This window comes from Paraburkholderia sp. MM5482-R2, from assembly GCF_050436125.1.
Classification (GTDB): domain Bacteria; phylum Pseudomonadota; class Gammaproteobacteria; order Burkholderiales; family Burkholderiaceae; genus Paraburkholderia; species Paraburkholderia tuberum.
The window spans coordinates 3,749,109-3,773,902 of sequence record NZ_JBNDLP010000002.1 but is presented as its reverse complement, the minus strand read 5'-3'; the positions used below and the strand labels follow the sequence as shown (position 1 = coordinate 3,773,902).

At 61.8% G+C, this 24,794-nt stretch carries 25 protein-coding genes, 1 tRNA gene, 1 pseudogene and 1 riboswitch; of the genes and pseudogenes, 14 read left to right on the top strand and 13 right to left on the bottom strand.

Translation table 11 applies throughout. From position 1 onward, the window contains the following. Nucleotides 1–117 precede the first annotated feature (117 nt). The 5 genes from OKW37_RS20280 to OKW37_RS20260 form a co-directional block, all read right to left on the bottom strand. A complete protein-coding gene (locus OKW37_RS20280) occupies nt 118–759 on the bottom strand; it encodes an urea amidolyase associated protein UAAP2 (RefSeq protein WP_184022979.1) in 642 nt (213 codons plus the stop codon). Between the two features lie 15 nt (nt 760–774). Further along, nucleotides 775–1,491: an urea amidolyase associated protein UAAP1 gene (locus OKW37_RS20275; protein ID WP_429404480.1), complete on the bottom strand. Its 717-nt coding sequence runs from the start codon at nt 1,489–1,491 to the stop codon at nt 775–777. Nucleotides 1,492–1,504: 13 nt separating this feature from the next. Continuing rightward, on the bottom strand, nt 1,505–2,296 hold the full coding sequence (locus tag OKW37_RS20270; protein WP_429404482.1) for an ABC transporter ATP-binding protein: 792 nt from the start codon (nt 2,294–2,296) through the stop codon (nt 1,505–1,507). Further along, entirely contained in the window at nt 2,293–3,105 is an 813-nt protein-coding gene (locus OKW37_RS20265; RefSeq protein ID WP_429404484.1) for an ABC transporter permease, read from the bottom strand. Before OKW37_RS20265 ends, OKW37_RS20270 begins: the two co-directional genes overlap by 4 nt. 75 nt (nt 3,106–3,180) lie before the next feature. Then, nucleotides 3,181–4,251, bottom strand: coding sequence for a putative urea ABC transporter substrate-binding protein (locus OKW37_RS20260; protein ID WP_429356113.1), 1,071 nt, complete (start codon nt 4,249–4,251; stop codon nt 3,181–3,183). A gap of 57 nt (nt 4,252–4,308) precedes the next feature. Continuing rightward, nucleotides 4,309–4,408, bottom strand: a riboswitch (guanidine-I (ykkC/yxkD leader). A 299-nt stretch (nt 4,409–4,707) separates the two neighbouring features. Here OKW37_RS20260 and OKW37_RS20255 point away from each other — a divergent pair. Next, nucleotides 4,708–5,919 carry an MFS transporter gene (locus OKW37_RS20255; protein WP_429509903.1) on the top strand — a complete coding sequence of 404 codons (1,212 nt, stop codon included), beginning with the start codon at nt 4,708–4,710 and terminating at the stop codon, nt 5,917–5,919. 182 nt (nt 5,920–6,101) lie between these two features. Here the strand turns inward: OKW37_RS20255 and OKW37_RS20250 are convergent. The 4 genes from OKW37_RS20250 to OKW37_RS20235 form a co-directional block, all read right to left on the bottom strand. Further along, nucleotides 6,102–6,178, bottom strand: a tRNA-Met gene (locus OKW37_RS20250). 86 nt (nt 6,179–6,264) lie between these two features. After that, on the bottom strand, nt 6,265–7,923 hold the full coding sequence (locus OKW37_RS20245; protein WP_429404486.1) for an MFS transporter: 1,659 nt from the start codon (nt 7,921–7,923) through the stop codon (nt 6,265–6,267). Between the two features lie 208 nt (nt 7,924–8,131). After that, nucleotides 8,132–9,691 (bottom strand): sensor histidine kinase, encoded by a 1,560-nt coding sequence (locus OKW37_RS20240; protein WP_090801746.1) that lies wholly within the window; start codon nt 9,689–9,691, stop codon nt 8,132–8,134. A gap of 9 nt (nt 9,692–9,700) precedes the next feature. Further along, entirely contained in the window at nt 9,701–10,507 is an 807-nt protein-coding gene (locus OKW37_RS20235) for a response regulator (RefSeq protein WP_429404488.1), read from the bottom strand. Nucleotides 10,508–10,761: 254 nt separating this feature from the next. On the opposite strand from OKW37_RS20235, the gene recA reads away from it, so the two are divergent. From recA to OKW37_RS20195, 8 genes are all read left to right on the top strand, one after another. After that, nucleotides 10,762–11,838 carry a recombinase RecA gene (gene recA, locus OKW37_RS20230; RefSeq protein WP_018421721.1) on the top strand — a complete coding sequence of 359 codons (1,077 nt, stop codon included), beginning with the start codon at nt 10,762–10,764 and terminating at the stop codon, nt 11,836–11,838. A gap of 7 nt (nt 11,839–11,845) precedes the next feature. Continuing rightward, nucleotides 11,846–12,613, top strand: coding sequence for a recombination regulator RecX (recX, locus tag OKW37_RS20225; RefSeq protein ID WP_429404490.1), 768 nt, complete (start codon nt 11,846–11,848; stop codon nt 12,611–12,613). Between the two features lie 130 nt (nt 12,614–12,743). Then, nucleotides 12,744–13,418: a DUF2889 domain-containing protein gene (locus OKW37_RS20220; protein WP_429404492.1), complete on the top strand. Its 675-nt coding sequence runs from the start codon at nt 12,744–12,746 to the stop codon at nt 13,416–13,418. A 55-nt stretch (nt 13,419–13,473) separates the two neighbouring features. Beyond that, on the top strand, nt 13,474–14,643 hold the full coding sequence (gene sucC, locus OKW37_RS20215; RefSeq protein ID WP_013090442.1) for an ADP-forming succinate--CoA ligase subunit beta: 1,170 nt from the start codon (nt 13,474–13,476) through the stop codon (nt 14,641–14,643). Nucleotides 14,644–14,773: 130 nt separating this feature from the next. Then, entirely contained in the window at nt 14,774–15,655 is an 882-nt protein-coding gene (gene sucD / locus OKW37_RS20210; protein ID WP_184058350.1) for a succinate--CoA ligase subunit alpha, read from the top strand. A gap of 163 nt (nt 15,656–15,818) precedes the next feature. Beyond that, nucleotides 15,819–16,523 (top strand): TerC family protein, encoded by a 705-nt coding sequence (locus OKW37_RS20205; protein WP_429408359.1) that lies wholly within the window; start codon nt 15,819–15,821, stop codon nt 16,521–16,523. 157 nt (nt 16,524–16,680) lie between these two features. Next, nucleotides 16,681–17,304 (top strand): pilin, encoded by a 624-nt coding sequence (locus OKW37_RS20200; RefSeq protein ID WP_429404494.1) that lies wholly within the window; start codon nt 16,681–16,683, stop codon nt 17,302–17,304. 162 nt (nt 17,305–17,466) lie between these two features. Beyond that, entirely contained in the window at nt 17,467–19,251 is a 1,785-nt protein-coding gene (locus OKW37_RS20195) for a PglL family O-oligosaccharyltransferase (protein WP_429404496.1), read from the top strand. A 53-nt stretch (nt 19,252–19,304) separates the two neighbouring features. Here OKW37_RS20195 and OKW37_RS20190 read toward each other — a convergent pair whose 3' ends face one another. Next, nucleotides 19,305–19,655 carry a nucleotide pyrophosphohydrolase gene (locus OKW37_RS20190; RefSeq protein ID WP_090805453.1) on the bottom strand — a complete coding sequence of 117 codons (351 nt, stop codon included), beginning with the start codon at nt 19,653–19,655 and terminating at the stop codon, nt 19,305–19,307. 31 nt (nt 19,656–19,686) lie between these two features. Next, nucleotides 19,687–19,785 (bottom strand): annotated as a pseudogene (gene moaC, locus OKW37_RS20185) (cyclic pyranopterin monophosphate synthase MoaC); the annotation flags it as partial. Nucleotides 19,786–20,219: 434 nt separating this feature from the next. Between moaC and OKW37_RS20180 the strand changes: the two are divergent. The 3 genes from OKW37_RS20180 to OKW37_RS20170 all read left to right on the top strand — a co-directional run bounded on the left by OKW37_RS20180 (nt 20,220) and on the right by OKW37_RS20170 (nt 21,611). Continuing rightward, nucleotides 20,220–21,002 carry a PDZ domain-containing protein gene (locus tag OKW37_RS20180; protein WP_429404498.1) on the top strand — a complete coding sequence of 261 codons (783 nt, stop codon included), beginning with the start codon at nt 20,220–20,222 and terminating at the stop codon, nt 21,000–21,002. A 126-nt stretch (nt 21,003–21,128) separates the two neighbouring features. Continuing rightward, nucleotides 21,129–21,410: a hypothetical protein gene (locus OKW37_RS20175; RefSeq protein WP_429404500.1), complete on the top strand. Its 282-nt coding sequence runs from the start codon at nt 21,129–21,131 to the stop codon at nt 21,408–21,410. Nucleotides 21,411–21,452: 42 nt separating this feature from the next. Further along, the gene (locus OKW37_RS20170; RefSeq protein WP_429404502.1) at nt 21,453–21,611 is read left to right on the top strand and encodes a toll/interleukin-1 receptor domain-containing protein; all 159 of its coding nucleotides are present in this window, start codon (nt 21,453–21,455) and stop codon (nt 21,609–21,611) included. 17 nt (nt 21,612–21,628) lie between these two features. Here OKW37_RS20170 and OKW37_RS20165 read toward each other — a convergent pair whose 3' ends face one another. Further along, nucleotides 21,629–21,871, bottom strand: a complete 243-nt coding sequence (locus tag OKW37_RS20165; RefSeq protein WP_090812276.1) for a DUF6429 family protein — start codon at nt 21,869–21,871, stop codon at nt 21,629–21,631. After that, the gene (locus OKW37_RS20160; RefSeq protein ID WP_184069115.1) at nt 21,868–22,962 is read right to left on the bottom strand and encodes an IS630 family transposase; all 1,095 of its coding nucleotides are present in this window, start codon (nt 22,960–22,962) and stop codon (nt 21,868–21,870) included. The genes OKW37_RS20165 and OKW37_RS20160 overlap by 4 nt, the downstream gene beginning before the upstream one ends. Before the next feature lie 93 nt (nt 22,963–23,055). On the opposite strand from OKW37_RS20160, the gene OKW37_RS20155 reads away from it, so the two are divergent. Together OKW37_RS20155 and OKW37_RS20150 are read left to right on the top strand one after the other, a co-directional pair. Next, a complete protein-coding gene (locus tag OKW37_RS20155) occupies nt 23,056–23,850 on the top strand; it encodes a TIR domain-containing protein (protein ID WP_429509927.1) in 795 nt (264 codons plus the stop codon). Between the two features lie 57 nt (nt 23,851–23,907). Beyond that, nucleotides 23,908–24,771, top strand: coding sequence for a hypothetical protein (locus OKW37_RS20150; RefSeq protein WP_429404504.1), 864 nt, complete (start codon nt 23,908–23,910; stop codon nt 24,769–24,771). Nucleotides 24,772–24,794 lie beyond the last annotated feature (23 nt).

Sequence of the window (24,794 nt, the reverse complement as noted above, 5' to 3'; positions counted from 1 at the left end):
GTCGTCCACGGCCGAAGTCGCGTCAGCGATGCGTCTGGGTCAGGTCTTCCCGCGTACGGCTGAAGTACCGGCCCGAGCGAACCAGCATGAGGAGAAAAAGCCAGTGGCGGATGCGCTTCAATTCCATATCAGCAGCTCCGCGGGCGTCGGGTTGTAGGCGTTGCACGGATTGTTCAGCTGCGGGCAGTTGGAGATCAGTACGATCACGTCCATCTCCGCGCGCAATTCGACGTATTTGCCCGGCGCGGAAATGCCGTCTTCGAAGCTGAGCCCGCCCGTGGCCGTGACCGGCACGTTCATGAAGAAGTTGACGTTCGCGCCGATGTCCTGCTTCGACAGGCGGCCGTCATGTGCGCAGGCACGCAGGAAGTTGTCGCGGCAGCTGTGCATGTAGCGCTTCTCCAGTGCGTAGCGCACCGTGTTGCTTTCCTGCGCGCAGGCGCCGCCGAGCGTATCGTGGCGGCCGCACGTGTCGGCGACGATCGTCAGCATCGGCTTGCCGAGGTTCGAATACAGCACCGAGCCCGTCGTCAGGTAGAGGCTTTTTTGCCGGCGCAACGTGCGTTGCGGGTCGAAGCGCTCGCGCGGATCGGCGAGGCTGTAGAACAGCGTGTCGACCGCCTGGTTGCCTTCGAGATCGACGATGCGCAGCGTTTGCCCGGCCTTCACCTCGTGAAGCCACGGCTCGCCGGCGGCGAGTGTCTCGCGATAGACCGCGGTTTCCGGACGTTTGTCGCTGACGATAAGCGTGCTGGTCATAAGCGTGGCCTTCGCTCAAAGAAAGAAGCGTTCTGTGTTGATGAAACCGCGTGCGTTCTCTTCGCATGCGGTGCGGCAAACTTCGGCGACCTCGGGCCGCGCGTCGCTCAACTCGAGCTTGACGGGCCTCGGCGCGTACTCGGGGTTCGGGTCGAGCGGGTGCTGGATCGCGGTGAGCACGACGAGCGTGTTCATCGGTGCGTAGAGTTCGACGTAGTTGCCGGCTTTTGAGTTTCCTGGCACGAAACTGAGAACGCCGTCCTCGCTGACATCGACACGGCTGAACAGATTGAGCGTCATCAGCAGGTCAGTGATGCCGAGTCCCCACTTGCCCATTTCGACGAGCAGGTTGTCCGTGCCGTTGCGATAGAACGCGTTGCGCAGCTCCTGGTAGCGGCCCGCGCCGTATCGTTCGCGAACCTCGTCGGCATTCGACACACCGCCGATGCTGTCGTGCCAGCCACAGGTATCCGCGACGATCGCGGCAAGCACGCGGCCCATGTCGGAGTACAGGCAGTGCCCGACCGTGAGCCTGGCCGTGTGCTGGCACTTCAACGAATCCGGCAGATTGAGCCGTTCGCTCTTTTCCGTCGCGTTGACCATCATCACGCTGACGTTCGCACCGCCGCGCAGGTCGGTAATGCGCAGTGATCGACCACGCTTGACGATCAGCGACGTATGGCCGCCGCCTGGGACGGTTTCTTCAAGCAATAAGGTCGTATCTGAGTTCATACCTGAGTTCCCTTCAGTCGGAGACCAGTTCGATATGCGATGCGCCTCGCACGGCAGCCTCGGCGATCTGCACGGCGGACATGGAATCGCGGCTACGGTCGAGCGCAATGTTGTAGGTGATGCGCGCGCCATAGGCGCCCGGCGCCTGCGGGTCGACGCGCACCTTGTCGAAAACCAGCACGCGGCTTCCCAACGTGAAGCCTTCTTTCAGGTCATGCGTGACCATGAAGATCGTGAGCTTCGCTTCGCGCCACAGGTCGGAGAGCAGCTCATGCATGTCCTTGCGGATGCCGGGGTCGAGCGCGCCGAACGGTTCGTCGAGCAGCAGCACGCGAGGCTTCATCATCAGCGCTTGCGCGATCGCGAGGCGTTGCTGCATGCCGCCCGACAGTTGCTGCGGAAACTTGTTCAAGGCCGCGCCCAGACCGACGCGCTCGAGCATGGCCGCTGCGTCGTCTCGCGCCACGCGCCGACGGGCACCGAATAGCCGGCCGGTGAACTTCGCCTGTGGAAGCTCCAGCCCCAGCATCACGTTGCGCAACACGCTCAGATGGTCGAACACCGAGTAGCGTTGAAACACGACGCCGCGATGCCTGTCCGGTTCGCCGGGCAGCGGCTTGCCGTCCAGCAGGATCTCGCCGCGCGTCGCGCGCTCCTGACCCAGCAGCAGGCGCAGAAACGTCGACTTGCCGCAGCCGGACGCGCCGACCATCGAACAGAACTCGCCTTCCTTGACGGTCAGATTCAAACGCTCGAGCACGACCTGGTCGCCGTACTCTTTCCAGACGTTGCGGACTTCGATCATCGCGCGCCTCCGTACCACGGGAAGCACCATTGCGTGATCCGGCGCAGCAGCTCGTCGGTGAGCCATGCGAGCAGCGTGATCCACGCGACGTACGGCAGGATCAGATCCATCGACAGATAGCGGCGCACGAGAAAGATGCGGTAGCCGAGGCCATCGGTCGACGCGATCGCTTCGGCGGCGATCAGAAAGAGCCACGCCGCGCCGAGAGAAAGACGCGTCGCCGCCAGCAGGCGCGGCAGCAGTTGCGGCAGCACCAGACGCAGAATCAGCGTCCAGCTGGTGGCGCCGAGCGTCTGCGCCTTGACCCACAGCTCGGCCGGAATCTCGCGGGCGCGAGCATGCAGATCGCGAATGATCACCGGCGTGATGCCGACGACGATCAGCACGACCTTCGACAACTCGTCGAGCCCGAACACGATGAACAGGACCGGCAGCACCGCCAGCGGCGGCACCATTGAGATCACGGTGATGAATGGCGACAGCGTCGCGCTGACGAGCGGCAACGAACCGGTCGCGATCGCGGCCACCAGTGCGATCACGGCACTGACGACAAGGCCGATGCCGAGCCGCCGCAAGCTCGACAGCGTGTCGGTCCACAACAGATACTCGCCGGTGCGCTTGTCCTCGGTGAAGGTGGCCGACCTCACCGCGTCGCTCATTTGCGCCGCGCTCGGCAGCAGCTTGTCATCGGGATTGAGCGAGAGTCGCATCGAGGACCCGGTGAAGTAGACCGCGAACAGCACGACGAACGGCAGCAGAAGCAGCATCAAGCCGCCGATCCGGCTCGGATGTCGATTGATGAGTCGCATGGTGAGCACCTGGTTGGAAAGCTGCGATGCGAGCCCGCGATAGCGAGCCCCTGGCGAGTGCCTGGAAGGTCCGTGTCAGAGCTTGCCCGCGGCCGCCATCGCGACGTAGGTCGGATCGAAACGCAGCTTGACGTTGTTCTTGTTGCCGACCACGACGCCCTTGTCGAACGCCATGCCGACCGCGTCCGCGCTCTTCGCGTCCTGTCCGAGCAGGCCGTGATCGAAAGAGAACTTCGCGACGCGCGTCATGATCTTCGGCATGTCGGCGCTGGTGACGAAGTCGAGCGCGGCTTGCGGCGAATAGAAGAGGGCGGTCGTCGCCAGTTGGCCCTTGAAGTTGGCGAGATCGGTGCCCGAGGCCTTCGCCATCGCGCTCAGCGCGGACGTGCTGGCCGCGGAGTCGGTGTGCATCAGCGCGACCATTTCGAACCATGCACCGGTCAGCGCTTTGCCGAGGGCGGGGTTCTGCTGCAACGTCTTCGTGTTGACGACCATCATGTCCATGATTTCGCCGGGGATCTTGCTGGAGTCGAAGACTTCGCTGACGTTCGGCTGCGCCTTCAGATCGGCGAGCATCGGATTCCAGGTGACCGCGTTGTGAACCGTGGGGGTCGCGAATGCGCCCGAGATGTCGGCATCCGAGGTGTTCACGACCTTGAGGTCGCGCTCGCTCATGTGAGCGCTTTCGAGCGCGCGTGCGAGCAGGTAGTGGGAGACGGAAAACTGCACGAGGTTGACCTGTTGGCCCTTCAGGTCGGCGATCTGCTTGCCCTTGCCCTTCATCAGCACGCCGTCGTTGCCGTTCGAATAGTCGCTGACGATCAGGGCCGTCGAATCCACGCCGCCGGAGGCGGGAATCGTGAGCGCATCCATGTTGGTCATCGCGCAGCCATCGAACTTGCCGGCCGTGTACTGATTGATGGACTCGACGTAGTCGTTCAGCTGCACGACGTCGACATTGATGCCGTATTTCCTGGCCCATTTGGACACGATGCCCTGGGTTTTCGCCTCACCCCACGGCATCCAGCCGGCGTAGATGGTCCAGCAGACCTTGAAGTCGTTGCGGCCCGCGGCGAACGTGGGGCTCGAGGCGAAGGTGGCGAGGGAGACGGCGGCAATGCCAAGACAGCGAACGAGCTTGAACATGGGTTGACCTCGGAGGGGACGGTTAGCGACGGCAGGGAGCAGCGCAAACATCGCGTTCTCTCCCGGGCTTTTGTCCCGCCGTGTAACCTCGCCTGAGGTCGACAGCTCTCGGACCAGCACCTGCGTGAAGCAGGCCGGAACCCTAGCCGTCCATTTCCAGATTGTCTGTCGAACCGGAGGTTGCGCCGGCTCCTTGCGCGCTCTTTAAAGCGGGAAGTGTGCCAGGGGCCATACCGCGGGTTGGTCGTTAGCTTTGTGCGGCGAAGGGCAAGTTTTTGCCCTGGGGCGGGGAAGGTGTGCACTGATGTGTGTCAGGGAGTGCACTCGATTCGGGCGTGAGAGGACGGGTATCCGACTCAGCGATGCCAGACAAGATGCAACGGTTGTAGCGGGCTGCCTTGCTGCTCGCATGCGTCTGCGCCGTTCGAACGTGTTATCTGATGCCATCCCTATCGAATGCGAAACGAACCGCAAGTCAATGTCGTCCGGCAGATTCCACGCAGCGTGTGGGTTCTAGGATGTGTGAGTCTTTTCATGGACATCTCTTCCGAAATCATCCACAGCCTGCTGCCGATGTTTCTGCTGGCAAGCCTTGGCGCCGGCGCCGGCACGATTGGGCTCATCGAGGGCATCGCGGAGGCCACGGCCCAGATGGTCAAGGTGTTTTCGGGAACGCTGAGTGACTACCTCGGCAACCGAAAGTGGCTCGCCGTAGCAGGGTATTCGCTCGGCGCAATGAGCAAGCCGCTTTTTGCCATTGCGTCGTCGGTTGGAGTCGTGGTGACGGCGCGCGTCATTGACCGTGTCGGCAAGGGCATTCGCGGTGCGCCTCGCGATGCACTCATCGCGGATGTCACGCCGCAGCACCTGCGTGGCGCGGCCTTCGGCCTGCGCCAGTCGCTCGATACGGTCGGTGCGTTCCTCGGACCGCTGCTGGCCGTTCTCATCATGCTGATATGGGCAGATAATTTTCGGCTTGCTTTCTGGCTTGCCGTCATTCCCGGCGTGCTCGCGGTCGCGCTGTTGACGTTTGGTATCACGGAGCCTGAGCACGAGCCTCGCGCCAAAAGAAGCAATCCTGTGCGGTGGCAGAGTCTCAGGGAGCTTGGTTTGGACTACTGGTGGGTCGTAGGGATAGGCGCCGTTTTTGCGTTGGCGCGATTCAGCGAGGCTTTTCTGGTGCTTCGTGCGATGGGCAGCGGCGTACCGATTGCGATCGTTCCGCTCGTCATGGTGGCAATGAATGTCGTCTACGCGCTGTCCGCTTATCCGTTCGGGAAGCTCGCGGACACGATGCGGCATACGCGGCTGCTGATAGGTGGTCTGATCGTGTTGATTGGCGCCGACCTCGTGCTTGCACACGGCACCCACTGGGGCATAGTCGTCGTAGGCGTAGCGCTGTGGGGGCTGCACATGGGGATGACGCAAGGCCTGCTCGCTACGATGGTCGCGCACACGGCACCTGCGCATCTGCGCGGGACTGCGTTCGGTTTCTTCAATCTGCTGAGCGGCATCGTGACGCTGGTTTCGAGCGTTATCGCAGGCCAGTTGTGGGAACGTCTGGGCGCAGCCACGACCTTTTATGCGGGCGCAGCCTTCGGTCTGATGACCGTGGTGCTGCTGCTCTTTCACCCGACACCGGCTCAATCTCTTCACGACCTGAGCTAACGTGGCATAGCCGGGGTATCCATCTGGAAAATGCGCGCATTGTTGCCGCTATTTCCCCAACGTTGAGTGGTGTGTCGCGGCGTCTGCCTGAACTCGGATGCCCATCGGTCGTCAGGCTTCGTGGCAGCGTTTCAAAACAAAAAAGCCGCTGTCCTTGTGGGACAGCGGCTTTTTCTTGAAGCTGGTGGCGAATCAGGGACTCGAACCCCGGACCTGCGGATTATGATTCCGTCGCTCTAACCGACTGAGCTAATTCGCCGAAAGAAGCGAGATTATGCTGGGGCCACCGGAGGCTGTCAACCCCCGGCTCACAACTTTTTCAGATGGCTCCGGCTGTCGGTCCACTCAATCCTTCGCGTAGATATCCGAGTCCTTGGTTTCGCGCACGAACAGCATGCCGATCACGAAGGTGACCAACGCGATGATGATCGGATACCAGAGCCCCGAGTAGATGTTGCCCTTCGCCGCGACGATCGCGAACGCGGTGGCCGGCAGGAAGCCGCCGAACCAGCCATTGCCGACGTGATACGGCAGCGACATCGACGTATAACGGATACGCGTCGGGAACATCTCGACCAGCATCGCCGCGATCGGCCCGTAGACCATCGTCACGTAGATCACGAGGATCGTCAGGATCACGATGCTCATCGGCCAGTTGATCTGAGCCGGATCAGCCTTCGGCGGGTAGCCGGCGGCCTTCAGCGTCGCGGCGAGCGTCTTCTCGAACGTCTTGGCTTGCTCCTTCGCGTCGCCGGCGCGGCCGTCGAACGTGTTGACGACCGTATCGCCCACGCGGATCTGCGCGATCGTGCCGGCAGGCGCCGCGACGTTGTCGTAGTTCAGGCCGGCTCGCGACAGCGCGCCCTTCGCGATGTCGCATGAGCTCGTGAACTTCGCCGTGCCCACCGGGTTGAACTGGAACGAGCACTCGGCCGGATCGGCGATCACGACGATCGGCGACTTCGCGGTTGCCGCTTCGAGCGCCGGGTTCGTGTAGTGTGTGAGCGCCTTGAACAGCGGGAAGTAGGTGAGTGCGGCGATCAGCAGGCCGGCCATGATGATCGGCTTGCGGCCGATGCGATCCGACAGCGAGCCGAAGAACAGGAAGAACGGCGTGCCGATCAGCAGCGCGAGCGCGATCATGATGTTGGCGCTCGAGCCGTCGACCCTCAGCGTCTGCGTGAGGAAGAACAGCGTGTAGAACTGGCCCGTGTACCAGACGACAGCCTGGCCGGCCGTCAGGCCGAGCAGCGCGATAATCACGACCTTCAGGTTCTTCCATTGGCCGAACGCTTCGGAAAGCGGCGCCTTCGAGGTCTTGCCCTCGGCCTTGATGCGCGCGAACACCGGCGACTCATGCAGTTGCAGGCGAATCCATACCGACACCGCGAGCAGCAGGATCGACACGACGAACGGAATGCGCCAGCCCCAGGCGCCGAAGGCGTCTTCGCCCATGAACGTGCGAATGCCGAGAATCACGAGCAGCGACAGAAACAGACCGAGCGTGGCGGTGGTCTGGATCCATGCGGTGTAGAAGCCGCGGCGGTTCGCCGGCGCGTGTTCGGCCACGTAGGTCGCGGCGCCGCCATACTCGCCGCCGAGCGCGAGACCCTGCAGCAGGCGCATCGCGATGAAGAGCACCGGCGAAGCGATGCCGATCGCCGCGTAGCCCGGCAGGAAGCCGACGAGGAACGTCGACAGGCCCATGATGATGATCGTGATCAGGAACGTGTACTTGCGCCCGACCATGTCGCCGAGCCGCCCGAATACGATCGCGCCGAACGGCCGCACCGCGAAGCCCGCCGCGAAGCTGAGCAGCGTGAAGATGAACGCCGCGGTCGGATTGACGCCGGAGAAGAAGCTCTTGCTGATGAAGGCCGCAAGCGAGCCGGCCAGATAGAAGTCGTACCACTCGAAAACCGTACCCAGCGACGATGCGAAGATCACCCGCTTCTCATCGCGCGTCATCGGCACGCGCGAGATTTGCCCGCCAACGGTAGCCATATTGTCGTCTCCAATATTGATATATCCACGGATCGCCGGCACAGGCGTTCCCGTGCAACCGATTATTGGAGTGGAAACTTACGGCGTTCTGACTCGGTGCCTGAACTTGGGGTAGTCCGGTAAGCCGACGAATAGGCGTTCAATTTCCGTGAATGTGCTGGTATGTTCGCGCAACCCACGCTGAAATATCTCAAAAAAACGCTGACCGTCAAGCCGACGATAGAGGCGCGTTAGGGTAAGTCCCGCCCCGTTCGAGCACGTGCAAGCTGACGCGCACCAGTGTGCCGGCGAGCCGCGGCGACTCCTGGTAGACGTTGTCGTCGATGGCGAGCTCGCCGCCGTGCATTGCCGCAATCTCGCGCACGATCGCGAGGCCGAGGCCGCTGCCGTCGCCCTCGCGGCCCAGAATCCGGTAAAAGCGCTCGACCACACGCGAGCGCTCGCTGGCCGGAATGCCGAGCCCGGTGTCCTCGACTTCCAGATGTACGAGCCGCGCGGGGGCGTCGTGCCGCACGCGCACGGTGATGCGGCCGCCCGCCGGCGTATAGCGGATCGCGTTGTCGATCAGGTTCGACAGCATTTCACGCAGCATCACCGGATTGCCGGCGACTTCGACCGGCTCGTCGGGCGCTTCGTAGCCGATGTCCATCTGCTTCGCGAGCGCGGCCTGCACCCATTCGCGCACCGCGCTGCGCGCGAGTTCGCCGAGTTCGAGCGGCGTGAAGATCTGCCCCGACCGACGGTTCTCCGCGCGCGCCAGCGCGAGCAATTGCGTGACGAGCCGCGCGGCCTGCTCGGAGCTCGTCGCGATCTGTTCGAGCGAGCGACGAACCTCGGCCGACGCGTTCTGGCGCAGCGCGAGCTCGGCCTGGGTGCGCAGGCCGGCCAGCGGCGTTTTCATCTGATGCGCGGCGTCGGCGATGAAGCGCTTCTGCAGCTCCATGTTCTGTTCGAGGCGCGTGAGCAGATCGTTGAACGACGTGACGAGCGGCTCGATTTCCGGCGGCGCGCGGCGCGCTTCGAGCGGCGACAGATCGTCCGGCCGGCGCGCGCGGATATGCGCCTGCAGCGCATGCAGCGGCTCGAGCCCGCGCGACAGTCCGAACCACACTAGCAGGATCGCGAGCGGCAGGATCACGAACTGCGGCAGGATCACGCCCTTGATGATGTCGTTGGCGAGCTGGCTGCGCTTGTCGAGCGTTTCGGCGACCTGCACGAGCACGGCCTGCGCGCCCGGCGTCTGCGGAAACTCGACGGTCGTGTAGGCGACGCGGATGTCGTTGCCGCGCAGCACGTCGTCGCGGAATTCGACGAGGCCCGGTGGCGGGCGGTCCTCCTCGTGCGGCAGCGGCATGTCGCGCTCGCCGGCCACGAGCTCGCCGCGCGTGCCGAGCACCTGAAAGAACACGCTGTCGACGTTGTCGGCACGCAGGAAATCGCGCGTCGACTCGGGCAGCGACAGCTCCGCGACGCCATTGACCGGATGGATCTGGCGCGCGAGCACGTAGGCGTCGGTTTCGAGCGCGCGGTCGAACGGCCCGTTCGCGATCGACTTCGCGACCAGATAGGTGACCGCGAGGCTCATCGGCCACAGCAGCAGCAGCGGCGCGAGCATCCAGTCGAGAATTTCGCCGAACAGCGAGCGCGGACGCGCTTCGGCGGCGGCTTCGGTTTCGTCGGGCGGGGCGAACGGATTGGCGTAGCGCGCGTCGCGCGCCTCGTCGAGGTCCGCAGCGTGCGCCGTGGCGCGATCAGCGCGTGCGGACATCGCTGGCCTCTATTTGTAGTGGTGGCTCGCCGGCATCGCGGTGGGCGACGGCGCGGTGGACGATTGTGCCGCTTGTGCCGCTTGTGCCGCTTGTGCCGTCTGAGGCTCGGAGCCGGCCGGGGTGGCGGGCGCGCTCGCATTCGCCGGCGGCGCCGCTTTTTCGAGACAGTAGCCGAGCCCGCGCACGGTGATGATGCGCACGCCGCTCGGCTCGATCTTCTTGCGCAGCCGGTGCACGTAGACTTCGATCGCGTTGTTGCTGACTTCCTCGCCCCATTCGCATAGATGGTCGACGAGCTGCTCTTTCGAGACCAGCCGGCCGATCCGTTGCAGCAGCACTTCGAGCAGCCCGAGTTCGCGCGCGGACAGATCGATCGCCTGGTCGTTGACGTAGGCGATGCGGCCCACCTGATCGAACGACAGCGAGCCATGCCGCACGACGGTCGGGCCGCCGCCCGCGCCGCGCCGTGTCAGCGCGCGCACGCGCGCTTCGAGTTCGTTCAGCGCGAAGGGCTTGGCCATGTAATCGTCGGCGCCGAGGTCGAGGCCTTTGACGCGTTCGTCGACGCTATCGGCGGCGGTCAGGATCAGCACGGGCAGGTTCGAATTGCGCGCGCGCAGGCGGCGCAGCACCTCGAGCCCGGACATGCGGGGCAGGCCCAGATCTAGGATCAATAGGTCGAACGTCTGCATTGACAACGCGGTATCGGCTTCTACGCCGCTTTTCACGTGATCGACCGCATAGGCCGATTGGCGGAGTGATCGAACCAGACCATCCGCGAGTATGCTGTCGTCTTCGGCAATCAGAATTCGCATGATGCGCCAGCCTGGCTTTGCCGGCACCGCGGGGTTGCCCCGGCGCGCAGCGGTCTCCGAACATTATTGTGGGTAGTTGGGGCGATGCGACAGTAAAAGATGCGCGTTCGCATCACAATCGCGCTTGCCAAAACTACTGTTTTTTTATACAGTGTCTGCGTTTCGTGTGATGTCCTGGAGATTCCGCTCAATTCGAGCGGAACCACGGGTGCACACCTGCCTCAGACGCCGTTCATCATAGCAAAGGACGATTCATGGAAGAAAGCAAGAAAGGCTCGGCTGGACTGACTGCTGAAAAGAGCAAGGCTCTCGCCGCCGCGCTCGCGCAGATCGAAAAGCAGTTCGGCAAAGGGTCGGTCATGCGGCTCGGCGCAGGTGAGGCAGTCGAAGACATCCAGGTGGTCTCCACCGGATCGCTCGGCCTCGACATTGCACTGGGCGTCGGCGGTTTGCCGCGTGGCCGGGTGGTCGAAATCTACGGTCCGGAATCGTCCGGTAAAACCACGCTGACGCTGCAGGTCGTCGCCGAAATGCAGAAGCTCGGCGGCACCGCGGCGTTCATCGACGCGGAACACGCGCTGGACATTCAATACGCGGGCAAGCTCGGCGTGAACGTCGCCGACCTGCTGGTCTCGCAGCCGGACACCGGCGAACAGGCCCTCGAAATCGCCGACGCGCTGGTGCGCTCGGGCTCGATCGACATGATCGTGATCGACTCGGTCGCGGCGCTGGTGCCGAAGGCGGAAATCGAAGGCGAAATGGGCGACTCGCTGCCGGGTCTGCAGGCGCGTCTGATGTCGCAGGCGCTGCGCAAGCTGACCGGCACGATCAAGCGCACGAACTGCCTCGTGATCTTCATCAATCAGATCCGCATGAAGATCGGCGTGATGTTCGGCAACCCGGAAACCACCACGGGCGGTAATGCGCTGAAGTTCTACGCGTCGGTGCGTCTGGACATTCGCCGCATCGGCTCGATCAAGAAGAACGACGAAGTGATCGGCAACGAAACCCGCGTGAAGGTCGTCAAGAACAAGGTGGCGCCGCCGTTCCGTGAAGCGATTTTCGACATCCTGTACGGCGAGGGCATCTCGCGTCAGGGCGAAATCATCGACCTCGGCGTGCAGGCGAAGATCGTCGACAAGGCCGGCGCATGGTACAGCTACAGCGGCGAGCGGATCGGTCAGGGCAAGGACAACGCGCGTGAATTCCTGCGCGAAAATCCGGATATCGCTCGCGAAATCGAGAACCGTATCCGCGAATCGCTGGGCGTTACCGCGATGGCGAACGCCGTGACCGGCGCGGACGCTGAAGTCGCGGGCGAAGAAGAGTAAGCATCAAGTGATACGCAAAGGCCGGCCGCTGTCCGGTTTCGACTCCGGACGCTATCCGGACGGCCCGCGCGACGCGGCGGACGGATCGCCTGAGTCCGGCGATCCGTTCGAACCGTTCGAACCGTTCGACGCACATGACCGCGCCGCGGGCCGCGGCCCGCAGCGTACGCGGTCTGCGCCCGCTGCAGCGTCGTCCAGCCGGGATTCCTCCGGACTCGATTCCCCAATCCCCTCCGAGGTCACCTACACCCGCTCGCGTCGCCAACCCGGCGAAGAGAAGCCGGGCCAGTCCGACAAAGACGACAACAGAAAATCCCAACGCCCCGCCCGTTCGCTGAAAGCGCGCGCGCTCGGCTATCTGTCGCGCCGCGAATATAGCCGCGCCGACCTCGCCCGCAAGCTGAAGCCTTACGTCGAGGAAACCGATTCGCTCGACACGGTGCTCGACGCGCTGCAGGCCGAAAACTGGCTATCCGACTCGCGCTTCGCGGAAAGCCTGATCCATCGGCGCGCATCGCGGCTCGGCACGAGCCGCATTCTCGGCGAACTGAAGCAACACGCGCTCAACCCGGCGCTCGTCGAAGAGGCGAGCGTGCAATTGCGCGAAACCGAACTCGCGCGCGCCCAGGCGGTCTGGCGCAAGAAGTTCGGCCAGTTGCCGCAAACGCCGGCCGAGCGCGCGAAGCAGGCGCGCTTTCTCGCGTCGCGCGGCTTCTCCGGCGCGACGATCGGCAAGATCCTGAAGGGTATCGACGACATCGGGGACGGCGACTAACACGCCAGTCTCGACGGGTAGGGCAATTACCGCGCCATAACCTGGCGCCAGGCCGTGCGCAATCGGGGCTGTCCCAAATACCCGTTATGCTAAACTCCAGAAGTTTTCCAATCCGGCCTTTCCTTCCCGCATGTCGCTCTCCCCGCCAGTGTCCCGTCAGTTGCGTCATCGTCGCGCAATCAGAGCGGAAGCTTACGAGCGAGCCGATGGCCTGTGGGATGTGGAAGCGTGCCTGACCGACGAAAAGCCACGCGATGTGGCGCTTGCGTCGGGTGTCCGGCCCAATGGTCAGCCGATCCATGAACTCTGGCTTCGCATCACCATCGATCGCAAGCTCAATGTCGTCAACGCCGAGGCGTCGTCCGACTGGGTGCCCTATCCAGGGTTGTGCCAGGCCAGCAATCCCGCCTACCGTGCCCTCATCGGGCTCAATCTGTTCCACAACTTCCGTCGCGATGCTGCCCGTTTGCTGGCCGGCACGGCCGGTTGCACGCATCTCACCGAGCTGTGCGCGATCCTGCCGACCGCCGCGATCCAGGCGTTCGCCGGCGACGTATGGAACACCGATGACGGCACGCCGGGCGCGAACGCGGGTTCCGGAGACGAATCGTCCAACGGCACAGGCGAGCATTCCAACGACAAACCGCCATTCCAGCTGGGACGCTGCCACGCGCTGCGTTTCGACGGCGAGGCGGTGAAACAGTTTTATCCGCGCTGGTATGGTCATGCACCGCGTCCGGCGGAACGCGCGGCCCCGTCGGACGGCGCGGCGGCCCGCGAACGAAGCGGCGACGCGTCGGCCTGAACGGCGGCAACGGAATCGAAGTTCTATCCAACTCTCAGACTGAAGGGAATCACGCATGAAGATTCACGAGTACCAGGGTAAGGAAATCCTGCGGAAATTCGGCGTCGCGGTACCGCGCGGCAAGCCGGTCTTCTCGGTGGATGATGCGGTCAAGGCCGCTGAAGAGCTGGGCGGCCCGGTGTGGGTCGTGAAGGCTCAGATCCACGCGGGTGGCCGTGGCAAGGGCGGTGGCGTCAAGGTCGCCAAGTCGCTGGAACAGGTTCGCGAGTACTCGAACCAGATCCTCGGCATGCAGCTCGTCACGCACCAGACCGGTCCGGAAGGCCAGAAGGTGAACCGCCTGCTGATCGAAGAAGGCGCCGACATCAAGAAGGAACTGTATGTCGGTCTCGTGATCGATCGCGTTTCGCAGAAGATCGTCGTGATGGCGTCGAGCGAAGGCGGCATGGACGTCGAAGAAGTCGCGGAAAAGACGCCTGAGCTGATCCACAAGGTTGCCGTCGATCCGTCGACTGGCCTGAAGGACTCGGAAGCAGACGACCTCGCGAAGAAGATCGGCGTGCCCGACGCTTCGATCCCGCAAGCTCGCGCGATCCTGCAAGGCCTGTACAAGGCATTCTGGGAAACCGACGCATCGCTCGCCGAAATCAACCCGCTGATCCTGACCGGTGACGGCAAGGTCATCGCACTCGACGCGAAGTTCAACTTCGACTCGAATGCGCTGTTCCGTCACCCGGAAATCGTCGCGTACCGCGATCTGGACGAAGAAGATCCGGCTGAAATCGAAGCGTCGAAGTTCGACCTCGCGTACATCTCGCTCGACGGCAACATCGGCTGTCTGGTGAACGGCGCCGGCCTCGCAATGGCAACGATGGACACCATCAAGCTGTTCGGCGGCGAACCGGCGAACTTCCTCGACGTCGGCGGAGGAGCTACGACCGAGAAGGTCACCGAAGCGTTCAAGATCATGCTGAAGAACCCGAACCTGACCGCGATTCTGGTCAACATCTTCGGTGGCATCATGCGCTGCGACGTGATCGCGGAAGGCGTGATCGCGGCGTCGAAGGCCGTGTCGCTGAAGGTGCCGCTCGTGGTCCGCATGAAGGGCACGAACGAAGACCTGGGCAAGAAGATGCTCGCCGAATCCGGCCTGCCGATCATCTCGGCGGACAGCATGGAAGAGGCGGCTCAGAAGGTCGTCGCGGCTGCTTCGGGCAAGGCGTAAGCCAGCTGTCCACGGCGCATTTACCAGCTCATTTGCCAGGTTTACGAGTGGCGGCGCGCAAGCGACACAGGCGTGAAGCATCGCGCCGAGTGGCGCTACCGCGCGACGCCAAACGAACAGAGGTCAATACATGTCGATTCTGATCAACAAAGACACCAAGGTCATCACGCAGGGCATCACCGGCAAGACCGGTCAGTTCCACACGCGTGCTTGCCGTGAATACGCAAACGGCCGCGAAGCGTACGTCGCGGGCGTGAACCCGAAGCGCGCCGGCGAAGATTTCGAAGGCATCCCCATCTACGCGAGCGTCGCTGAAGCCAAGGCTGAGACGGGCGCGACCGTGTCGGTGATTTACGTTCCGCCGGCAGGCGCTGCCGCCGCAATCTGGGAAGCAGTCGAAGCCGACCTGGATCTCGCAATCTGTATCACGGAAGGCATTCCCGTCCGCGACATGATCGAGATCAAGGACCGTATGCGTCGCGAAAACCGCAAGACGCTGCTGCTCGGACCGAACTGCCCGGGCACGATCACGCCGGACGAGCTGAAGATCGGCATCATGCCGGGTCACATCCATCGCAAGGGCCGCATCGGCGTCGTGTCGCGTTCGGGCACGCTGACGTACGAAGCAGTCGGCCAGCTTACCGCGATCGGCCTCGGCCAGTCGTCGGCAGTCGGCATCGGCGGCGACCCCATCAACGGTCTGAAGCACATCGACGTGATGAAGATGTTCAACGACGATCCGGATACGGACGCCGTCATCATGATCGGCGAAATCGGCGGTCCGGACGAAGCGAACGCTGCTGAGTGGATCAAGGACAACATGAAGAAGCCGGTGGTTGGCTTCATCGCTGGCGTCACGGCGCCTCCGGGCAAGCGCATGGGCCACGCCGGCGCGCTGATCTCGGGCGGTGCGGACACCGCCGAAGCGAAGCTGGAAATCATGGACGCGTGCGGTATCAAGGTCACGAAGAACCCGTCGGAAATGGCGCGTCTTCTGAAGGCGATGCTGTAAATCGAATTCGCGTGCCGTTGGCGCGCGATTTTGTTACGCTTACGAACTCCTTTCGTGAGCGGGCGGTCCCGAAAAGCGGGGGAGTGCAGACTCCCCCGCTTTTTTTTCCGCGCTTGCGCCGCGGTTCTGCCCGCGCCGTCGATTTTTTCTTATGCTTTTTTCCATGCTCGAATTCTTCACGACCCTCCATTGGGGCTCGGTCTTTCAGATCATCGTCATCGACGTTCTGCTCGGCGGCGACAACGCGGTCGTGATCGCGCTCGCCTGCCGCAACCTGCCGCAGTCGCAGCGCGTGCGTGGGATCGTGTGGGGGACCGCCGGCGCGATCGCGCTGCGCGTCGTGCTGATCGCGTTCGCGGTCGTGCTGCTCGACGTGCCGTTCCTGAAGTTCGCGGGTGGCTTGCTGCTGCTGTGGATCGGCGTGCGCCTGCTCGCGCCGGCGCACGACGCTCACGACAACGTGAAGCCGGCCGACAAGCTGATCTCGGCGGTGAAGACGATCATCATCGCGGATGCGGTGATGAGCGTCGACAACGTGATCGCGATCGCGGGCGCGGCCGAAGCCGCGGAGCACGAGCACCGGTTGGCTTTGGTGATCTTTGGCCTCGTCGTGAGCATTCCGCTGATCGTGTGGGGCAGCCAGCTGATTCTGAAGCTGCTCGATCGCTTTCCGGGCATCGTACTGTTCGGCGCGGGCCTGCTCGGCTGGATCGCGGGTGGTCTGATGGTCAACGACCCGGCCGGCGACCGCTGGCCGATCCTCGACACGCCAGTCGCCGAATACGGGATGAGCATCGCGGGCGCGCTGTTCGTCGTGATCGTCGGTTATCTGTTGAAGCGCCGTAACGCGAAACGTGCGGCGGTGTGAGCATGGTGCTGACGGTGCATCGCTGCCTGATTCGTGATGCCGTCCGAATGCAAGCCTGGCCATCCGGCTGACTGTGACGCGCGAGCTTCGCTCGCTACGATTGAAACGCCTGTTCCCGATCCACGGGCCAGGCGTTTCTCGTATCAGGAGTCTGCCGATGATCGTTACCCTGCCATATTCCCCATACTCTCAATCGACGCAATCCACGCGTAGGTCGCGCCGCGCACGCTGGCGCGCGAGCTGGTTCGCGCGCATCTGCCGCCGCTGCGGCGTCGGCTTCACGCTGATCGAGTTGATGATCGTGCTCGCGATCGTCGGCGTGATCGCGGCCTACGCGATTCCCGCGTATCAGGACTATCTGGCGCGCAGCCGGGTCGGCGAGGGCTTGTCGCTCGCGGCGTCGGCGCGGCTCGCGGTGGCCGAAAACGCCGCGAGCGGCAACGCGTTCAGCGGCGGTTATGCGTCGCCGCCCGCCACGCGCAACGTCGAGTCCATCCAGATCGACGACGACACTGGTCAGATCACGATCACGTACTCGACGCGTGTCGCGCAGGCCGGCGCAAACACCATGACGCTGGTGCCGTCGGTCCCGGACAACGTCGATGCGCCGAGCGCGCGAGTCGCGTTGAGCAAGGACGCGGTGCAGACCGGCGCGCTGACGTGGGAATGCTTTGCGAGCGGCAAGAGCGCGTCGTCGTTGCCGGCGCCGGGTTCGGGGCCGATGCCAAGCGAAGCACCGACGCTCGCCGCGAATCTGGCGCCGCCCGAATGCCGTTCATAAGGGGCAAATGAGTGAGTGAACGAGACAGCAGCCGAGCGCTGACTGGATGAGTCGAAGCCACAACGTAAAGGGCTGATTTTCAGCCTATTTCGGCCGGACCGGCGCACAGTGCAACGAAATTTTTGTATAGTGCGCCGGTTGCTGACGCCCACTGTTGATTCGATGCCCACCCCTTTCGCACGCTACCTGTCTCTCGTACTGCTGGCTCTTGCGTTGATCCTGCCCTACGCGGTTGCCAACCATACGTATCCGATCCCAACCTTCTACGCCGAATTCACCTCGCTCGCGCTGTTTCTGCTGACCGGGGCGGCCGTCGTGCTGCTGGTCGCGACCACCCGGCCGCGCGTGAGCTTCGCGTCGCCCACGGTCGCGCTCGTACCCTTGCTGTTCGGCCTCGTGCTGGTCGTGCAGACGCTGGTGCTGCCGGTCGCGGAGCCATCGATGAACTGGCTCGGCGCGGGCTTCCTGCTCGCTGCGTGGATGGCCGTGCATGTGGGCTACGGCTTCACGCGCGTGAAGCTCGACGAGACCGCGTTGCGCTGGGCGGCGGGGGCGTTGATCGTCGGCGGTCTGTTCGCGGTGTTCAGTCAGGTGATCCAGCTGTTTCACCTCGAGGCGCGCGTGGCTCCGCTCGTCGTCGCGTATAACGTGACCGTCGAGCGCCGGCCGTTCGGCAACATGGCGCAGGCGAACCACCTCGCGACGTATATCGCGTTCGCGATGGCGGGCGCGCTGTATCTCGTGCAGACGCGGCGCATCGCGGTGCCGATCTGGCTGCTCGTGTCGACGATTTTCTCGGTCGGCCTCGCGCTGACCGTGTCGCGGGGTCCATGGCTGCAGATGGGCGTGATCGTCGTGGCCGGCTTCTGGATGGCCTTCGCGCAGACTCGCAACGAAGCGCAATTGCGCCGTAGCAACCGTGAATGGCTGTTGCCGATCGCGCTCGCGGTGCTGTTTTTCGTGGTCAATGCGCTGATCCGCTGGGCCAACGTGCGCTATCACCTCGAACTCGGGCAGTCGGCGGCCGAGCGCTTCCAGGATGCCGGCCAGATCGCGCCGCGCCTCGCGCTGTTGAAATACGGCTGGACGATGTTCAAGCAGCATCCGCTGCTCGGCGTCGGCTGGGGCGAATTTCCGAGCCATCAGTTCGAGCTCGTCAAGCAGCTGGGCGGCGTCGAAATCGCCAACAACTCGCACGACATTTTCGTCGACCTGCTCGCGAAAACCGGTCTGATCGGTCTCGCGATCGTGCTCGTGGGTCTCGTCGCGTGGCTCGTGCGCGTCGTGCGTGCGCCGCAAAGCGCCGCGCGCGTGTTCGGCATCGCGCTGATCGGCGTGCTGACGATGCATGCGCTCGTCGAGTATCCGCAGCAGTACATGTTCTTCCTGTTGCCCGCGATGTTCGTGTTCGGCCTGCTCGAAACACGGCCGTTGCGCGCGGTGCCGGCGAATCTGTCGCTCGGTGCGTTCGCGGTGGTGGTGTTCGGCGGACTCGCCGCGCTGTATCCGGTGTATCGCGACTATGCGCGCGCCGAGGTGCTCTACTACGGCGCGCGTCCGGCCGAGCAGTACGGCGCCGATCCGTCGTTCCTGTTCGGCGCGTGGGGCGAATACGGTCTCGCGACGCTGCAGCCGATGAATCCGCTGAACCTGCAGCGCAAGCTCGCGATGCACAAGCAGGCGATCGCGCTGTTGCCGGGCGAGACGGTGCTGCGTCGCTACGCCGTGCTGCAGGCGCTGACCGGCGATACCGCGGCGGCGCTCGATACGGTCGAACGCTTGCGGATCTTCGCCGAGGAATTGAAAGACTGGCCGGCGCAGCTCGGTTATCTCTACCAGCTCGTCGACGAGCAGAAGTCGCTCGCGGGCTTCAAGCAGCAGTTGGTGAAGCGCTACGGCACACCGGCGGCCGATGCGACGCCGGATGACGACAGTGACGACGATTGATCGGACCGCGGAAGCTCAGGCGTGCTGGCGCCGCGGCTTCCTCCCTTCAAAGTTCAAAGCTCGGAATACTTCGCGGCCGTGCCTTTCGCCTTGTCGATGGGGTAGCGTGCTTCGTTCAGCTTCAGTTTTTCCGCTGCCGCGTCGACGAGATCGAAGCCGGCGGTATGGGCGACCAGCAGCAGATACATGAACACGTCGGCGCACTCGTGCCTGAGGTTCGTCGATTGCGCGGGATCGCCAAGCAGCGCGTCGATCTGCGCATCGGTCTTCCACTGAATCGTCTCCAACAGCTCGCCGGCTTCGATGCCGGTGGAGACGATCAGGTTGCGCAGCGTGTGAAACTGCCGCCAGTCGCGCGCGTCGCGAAACGCCAGTAGCTGCTCGAGCAGTTCGTCGATGGTCATGTTGCTATCCGGATAGTTGTCGAACCGCACGTCAAGCTTGCGCCACCCAATCCCCCGACTTCCCGCCATGCTTTTCCAGCACCTTCACATCGGTGATGGTCATGCCGCGATCCACCGCCTTGCACATGTCTGGATGCCGTTCACAGCCTTGCGTGCCGGTCTTATAAATCAATGACTTGAGGCCTGCGATCTCTTCGAACTTGACCAAATTGGTTAATGAATCTGGACAGCGCTTGGACAGGACTTGGACGACAATCCTGACTACGCCGGTCGCAACTTTACCTGACCGTCTCGGCTCACGGTAGATGAAATGGTGCGCCAAAGACGCCAGCTTGCGACGGACCCCGGGGCACGCACCGATGAGCGGCGGCATACTGCACAGGCACTAATGTGGCCGGTGCTTTGACAGAAATTCATGCCATCTTCTGTTCACTCGCGTCCGCGTAGCTTCAGAAAAGACGTGTTAGGCGTGGTGCCTATTGTGTCGATTCACTTGCTCATTTCGTAGGCGTGCGCAAGAATCGCACAGCACACAAACAACCAAAATTTGCATCGGGGAAGGTTATGCTCAAACGAACATTGCTGTGCCTTTTCTTGCCAGTGGTACTTGTTGGATGCGCTAACCCATACGCGCAGTACTACAACGACAGGACTGGCGGAATTGACATCACGAAAGCAACCGGAGTCATCGTCAGTCACAATCCACCAGTTGTACTGCGCGGTAGCGATCCAGAGACGGACTATCAGGCGATGTTTGGCGATGGCTTCAGACTGTTGGGCTACTCGTCCTTTAACGGGAAGGAAGCATCTGAGCGCCAAGTGAAGCAGCAAGCCGAAACCGTAAAGGCGGACCGGGTTCTTGTGTATGCGAAATACTCGGGCACCGAACGGAGCGTTGTGCCGCTGACGCTGCCTAATACCGCAACTGCGACGACCAACTATTATGGTTCGGGTGGCTATGGCAGCGCGACGACGACCGTGAACGGTACGACGACCACAATGCTACCGGTCTCTGTTCGGCGATACGACCAAATGGCTACATTCTGGATCAGAGCTATTCCGAATCCAATTCTTGGTATTGACATGCGTGACTTGACGCCGCAGCAACGGGCTACTTTTCAGACGAACAAAGGCGTGACAGTGAATGCAGTGCAGAAAGACACGCCTGCGTACAATGCCGATTTGCTAAAGGGTGATGTTCTGAAGTCTGTTGAATCGGTTGAAGTTACTGACGGACACGAACTACAGCGATTGCTTCAGAAACTCGCGGGCCACCAGGTGAAAATCGAATTTCTTCGAGATGGAAAGTTACTTGCCAAATCAGTGAAGCTTAATTCGGTTCAATAAATGTAGCCGAATGCGGGCCATTGCACGATATACCGACCTTCATGGCTTCGCAACTATTTAGGTCTATGGCCGATAATATGATGATACGGCTCATAGCGATGGTAATTTCCGGGACGGGGAAACGTTATGAAAGTAGCTTTTGCGGCACTACTGGTTTCGGTGGCGTCTATTTCTGCCATCGCTCAAAGTGCATATGAAGGGCAGATTAATGGAGAATTCCACGGGTGGGACGGTGAGACGATTTACAAACTAATGGACGGGCATGTGATTCAACAGTCCGCCTATCACTACCATTACCACTACGCGTATTCGCCAAACGTAATAATCTTCCAATCGAAGTCGGGCGGTTACAAGGTGCAGGTAGAAGGAGATGACGATCAGCCGGTTCCTGTGAGCGTCCTAAAGTAGCTGGACCAGCGCGGCTTACAGTCAATTCACACTGGGAAAAATATGCAAACGGCATCCCCTGCACCGAAGGTCTTTGTCAGTCATGCAAGCGAAGATAAGCAGCGCTTCGTCATCCCGTTCGCCACCGCGTTGAGGTCGCGCGGCATCGATGCATGGGTGGATAGATGGGAGATGTTGCCTGGCGATAGCCTAGTGTCCTGAGTTAGAAGTTCGTTGAATCAATTCTCTGTTCTTTCCGGAATGACAAAGTGCTGATTAAAAAGTCGCTCGGACTCGCGCAGTCCTTCTTCCGTAAAGATCACGGACTTCGTCTTGTTGACTGGGTCTTCGATGAGGCCTCGTTCATGGAGCCGGTTCAGCACATCCCAGTCGAAGCCCTTCCATGCACGGTATCGGTCATGCAGGGTCAGGTAGAGGAGCGCGAGGGAAACTTCATCAATTGCGTCGGTATTGATATTCATGATGCTCCTGCCGCAGCCTTGCGGACGCGCACACAAAACCGTTCGAGGCTGGCCAGGATCTCATCGGCCGACTTGCTCCAGACAAACGGTTTGGGGTTCGCGTTATAGACATCCAGATAATGACGGATCGCGTCTTCGAGTTGACGTGTCGACCGATGCGTACCGCGTCGAAGGTATTTTTCAGTGAGCGCGGCAAACCATCGTTCGACCTGGTTAAGCCACGACGCCGAGGTGGGTGTGAAGTGAACATGGAAGCGAGGATGACGAGCGAACCAGGCTTTGATCGAGGGCGTTTTGTGCGTGCCATAGTTGTCCATTACCAGATGCACCTCCAGGTAAGACGGCACGCTGGCTTCGATGGTGCGCAGAAAGCGCACAAATTCGCTGCTGCGATGGCGCCGATGTACCTCGCCGATTACTTCACCAGTAGCGATGTCCAGCGCCGCGAACAGGGTGGTCGTACCGTGGCGCATGTAATCGTGGGTACGTCGCTCAGGGATGCCGGGTGCCAACGGCAACATGGGTTGCGTGCGATCGAGCGCCTGAATCTGGCTCTTCTCGTCCACGCACAGCACCATGGCCTTGAGCGGCGGGTCCAGGTAAAGCCCGACGATATCCCGCACCTTGTCGACGAACATCGGATCGCTGGAGAGCTTGAACGTCTCCTGCCGATGCGGTTGCAAGCCAAAAGCACGCCAGATTCGTGTGACCGCCGTCTGCGACAATTTCATTTCGCGAGCCATCGTGCGCGTGCTCCAGTGAGTCGCTCCGACAGGCACGGACTCGAGCGTCTTCGCGATGACCGCATCGACGCGCGCGTCATCAATCGTCCTCGGTGCGCCGGGCCGTGGTGCATCAAGCAGGCCGTCCACACGATGGCTCACGAATCGCGCCCGCCACTTCGAAACCGTTTGCTGTGTGACCCGCTGTTTCGCCGCAACTGTCTTGTTGTCCATGCCATCGGCACAGGCCAACACGATGCGCGCCCGCAATGCCAGGGCCTGCGCGGTCTTGCGTCGCATCGTCAGCGCTTGCAGGTCTTCGCGCTCCGAATCGCTCAGCACGAGTTCCCCTTTGGACCGTCCACTCATCGTTGCCTCCGCGTATCAAGTGCTACACAGGACACTTTAGTACGTGATCGGCATCATTCAATGAATTTTTAACTCAGGACACTAGTAGACAAAATATTCGAGGAAGGGCTGAAGGAAGCCGCTGCGGTCGTGATCGTTCTTTCCACGGTCAGCGTGACGAAGCCTTGGGTCCGTGAGGAACTCAACGCGGCTGTCGTCAAGCGAATTGAGAAAGGGACCAAAATCATTCCCATAGTTCTGGATGGTTGCGACGTTCCCGAAGCTCTGCGGTCCCTGCTATGGGAACCAGTGAGGGATGTGGATGACTTTGGAGACGGTCTTAGTCGGGTCGTGGATGCGGTGTTCGGACATACAGCAAAACCGCCCATCGGAGCTGCGCCAGCGTATATCGCCACTCCGGCAGTGCCGACTATAAACGGACTAAACACTGCCGACAGCCTTGTCTTGAAGACCTTATACGACGAATTCTTGGAGCGTGGACGGGACTACGTTTCGCCCAATGTTGTCATTGATGCAACGGGCAGCAAGGACCTCGACGTTTCGATTGTTTCTGAAAGTCTCGGCGTCTTGGAGCATCAGGGATTGATTGAATTGCTGAAACATCTAGGACCGGGACCATATCACGCACGTATCCAGCCATATGGCGTTTCGGTAATGCTTGGCGATCAAGAACCGCCCTTGGTGCGTCAGGTGGGACTCAGTATTGTGAATGACAATCTTACTCAGTCGCCTGAAATTGCGAAGGCGCTTGATCTGTCATTGCCGCTGGTGAATTACGCGATTGATCGGTTGGAAGGCTCAGGGCATCTGAAGGCATCGAAATCGATGGGCGGTTCAGTATTTGTGCACAACGTCAACCCGGCGCTTCGACGGGCACTCGCATCATAGTGGCTGTGGATCTTGCCTATAAGGTCTGATTCTCATAACGTGACACGGAATGACCGCGTGGCCGATTACTCGAAAAACATAATTGAAAGATTGACGAACCGGGGGCCGAATGTCGGCTACTGCGCGATCTGCCGGGCGCATGGCCCTCTAACGAAAGATCATGTCCCACCGAAGGGCTGCGGGAATATCAACGATTCAGTAATCAGCCACGTCTACGGGAACAGCCCGGAGAAGCCAGGCAAGCCGGTTTTGTCGCAGGGTGGGTCGCATTTCCGAACGATATGCGGGCGGTGCAATAACACGCTGCTTGGCACGGAGTACGATCCGGCTTTGAGCGATGTCGTCCACGCCATTGAGGCGTATTTTCAACGGGCGTCAGTTAGTCGGCTGGCCTTACCGCGAATGCAGCTATTTGACTACCAACCGAACCGCTTCCTTCGTTCCGTGCTTGGACATCTCTTGGCCGCAAACGCGGTTCCCGACGTGGCGGCGAAGGATCGTGCCATTCCGCTGGATGACGCGCTCAGGGCGTATGTCCTTGATCCTTCGAAAAGTTTGTCGGGTGAGATTTGCATCTACTATTGGTTCTATCCGTATCGACGACGGGTCGTCATGAAGCACTCGGCGATGGGATTCTTTGGTGGGAACGGGGCGACGATATACGGACACGTCTTCAAGTTCTTCCCGTTTGGTTTCTGGATCGTGTGGGACGAACAGGGCGACCGCAGCAACCAATTCAACCTTCGCCGACTTGCTGATTCATCGCCGCTCATATCAGCATCTTCTCGTTTGGTGCTAGACCTGTCGCCGGTACAGCCACTCAACTTTCCGGAAGCGCCCACTGACAGTGGTATGTGGCTTGTGACGGACTACCTGGTCTCACAGGCAGAGGATCGAACGAGACCGATTATGCCGATCTAAGCTGGCTCTCTGATCGAACGCTA

Coding starts and splice junctions, on each gene's coding strand:
- OKW37_RS20280 (WP_184022979.1), bottom strand. CDS start 759: ATGACCAGCACGCTTATCGTCAGCGACAAACGTCCGGAAACCGCGGTC.
- OKW37_RS20275 (WP_429404480.1), bottom strand. CDS start 1,491: ATGAACTCAGATACGACCTTATTGCTTGAAGAAACCGTCCCAGGCGGC.
- OKW37_RS20270 (WP_429404482.1), bottom strand. CDS start 2,296: ATGATCGAAGTCCGCAACGTCTGGAAAGAGTACGGCGACCAGGTCGTG.
- OKW37_RS20265 (WP_429404484.1), bottom strand. CDS start 3,105: ATGCGACTCATCAATCGACATCCGAGCCGGATCGGCGGCTTGATGCTG.
- OKW37_RS20260 (WP_429356113.1), bottom strand. CDS start 4,251: ATGTTCAAGCTCGTTCGCTGTCTTGGCATTGCCGCCGTCTCCCTCGCC.
- OKW37_RS20255 (WP_429509903.1), top strand. CDS start 4,708: ATGCGAAACGAACCGCAAGTCAATGTCGTCCGGCAGATTCCACGCAGC.
- OKW37_RS20245 (WP_429404486.1), bottom strand. CDS start 7,923: ATGGCTACCGTTGGCGGGCAAATCTCGCGCGTGCCGATGACGCGCGAT.
- OKW37_RS20240 (WP_090801746.1), bottom strand. CDS start 9,691: ATGTCCGCACGCGCTGATCGCGCCACGGCGCACGCTGCGGACCTCGAC.
- OKW37_RS20235 (WP_429404488.1), bottom strand. CDS start 10,507: ATGCGAATTCTGATTGCCGAAGACGACAGCATACTCGCGGATGGTCTG.
- recA (WP_018421721.1), top strand. CDS start 10,762: ATGGAAGAAAGCAAGAAAGGCTCGGCTGGACTGACTGCTGAAAAGAGC.
- OKW37_RS20220 (WP_429404492.1), top strand. CDS start 12,744: ATGTCGCTCTCCCCGCCAGTGTCCCGTCAGTTGCGTCATCGTCGCGCA.
- sucC (WP_013090442.1), top strand. CDS start 13,474: ATGAAGATTCACGAGTACCAGGGTAAGGAAATCCTGCGGAAATTCGGC.
- sucD (WP_184058350.1), top strand. CDS start 14,774: ATGTCGATTCTGATCAACAAAGACACCAAGGTCATCACGCAGGGCATC.
- OKW37_RS20205 (WP_429408359.1), top strand. CDS start 15,819: ATGCTCGAATTCTTCACGACCCTCCATTGGGGCTCGGTCTTTCAGATC.
- OKW37_RS20200 (WP_429404494.1), top strand. CDS start 16,681: ATGATCGTTACCCTGCCATATTCCCCATACTCTCAATCGACGCAATCC.
- OKW37_RS20195 (WP_429404496.1), top strand. CDS start 17,467: ATGCCCACCCCTTTCGCACGCTACCTGTCTCTCGTACTGCTGGCTCTT.
- OKW37_RS20190 (WP_090805453.1), bottom strand. CDS start 19,655: ATGACCATCGACGAACTGCTCGAGCAGCTACTGGCGTTTCGCGACGCG.
- OKW37_RS20180 (WP_429404498.1), top strand. CDS start 20,220: ATGCTCAAACGAACATTGCTGTGCCTTTTCTTGCCAGTGGTACTTGTT.
- OKW37_RS20175 (WP_429404500.1), top strand. CDS start 21,129: ATGAAAGTAGCTTTTGCGGCACTACTGGTTTCGGTGGCGTCTATTTCT.
- OKW37_RS20170 (WP_429404502.1), top strand. CDS start 21,453: ATGCAAACGGCATCCCCTGCACCGAAGGTCTTTGTCAGTCATGCAAGC.
- OKW37_RS20165 (WP_090812276.1), bottom strand. CDS start 21,871: ATGAATATCAATACCGACGCAATTGATGAAGTTTCCCTCGCGCTCCTC.
- OKW37_RS20160 (WP_184069115.1), bottom strand. CDS start 22,962: ATGAGTGGACGGTCCAAAGGGGAACTCGTGCTGAGCGATTCGGAGCGC.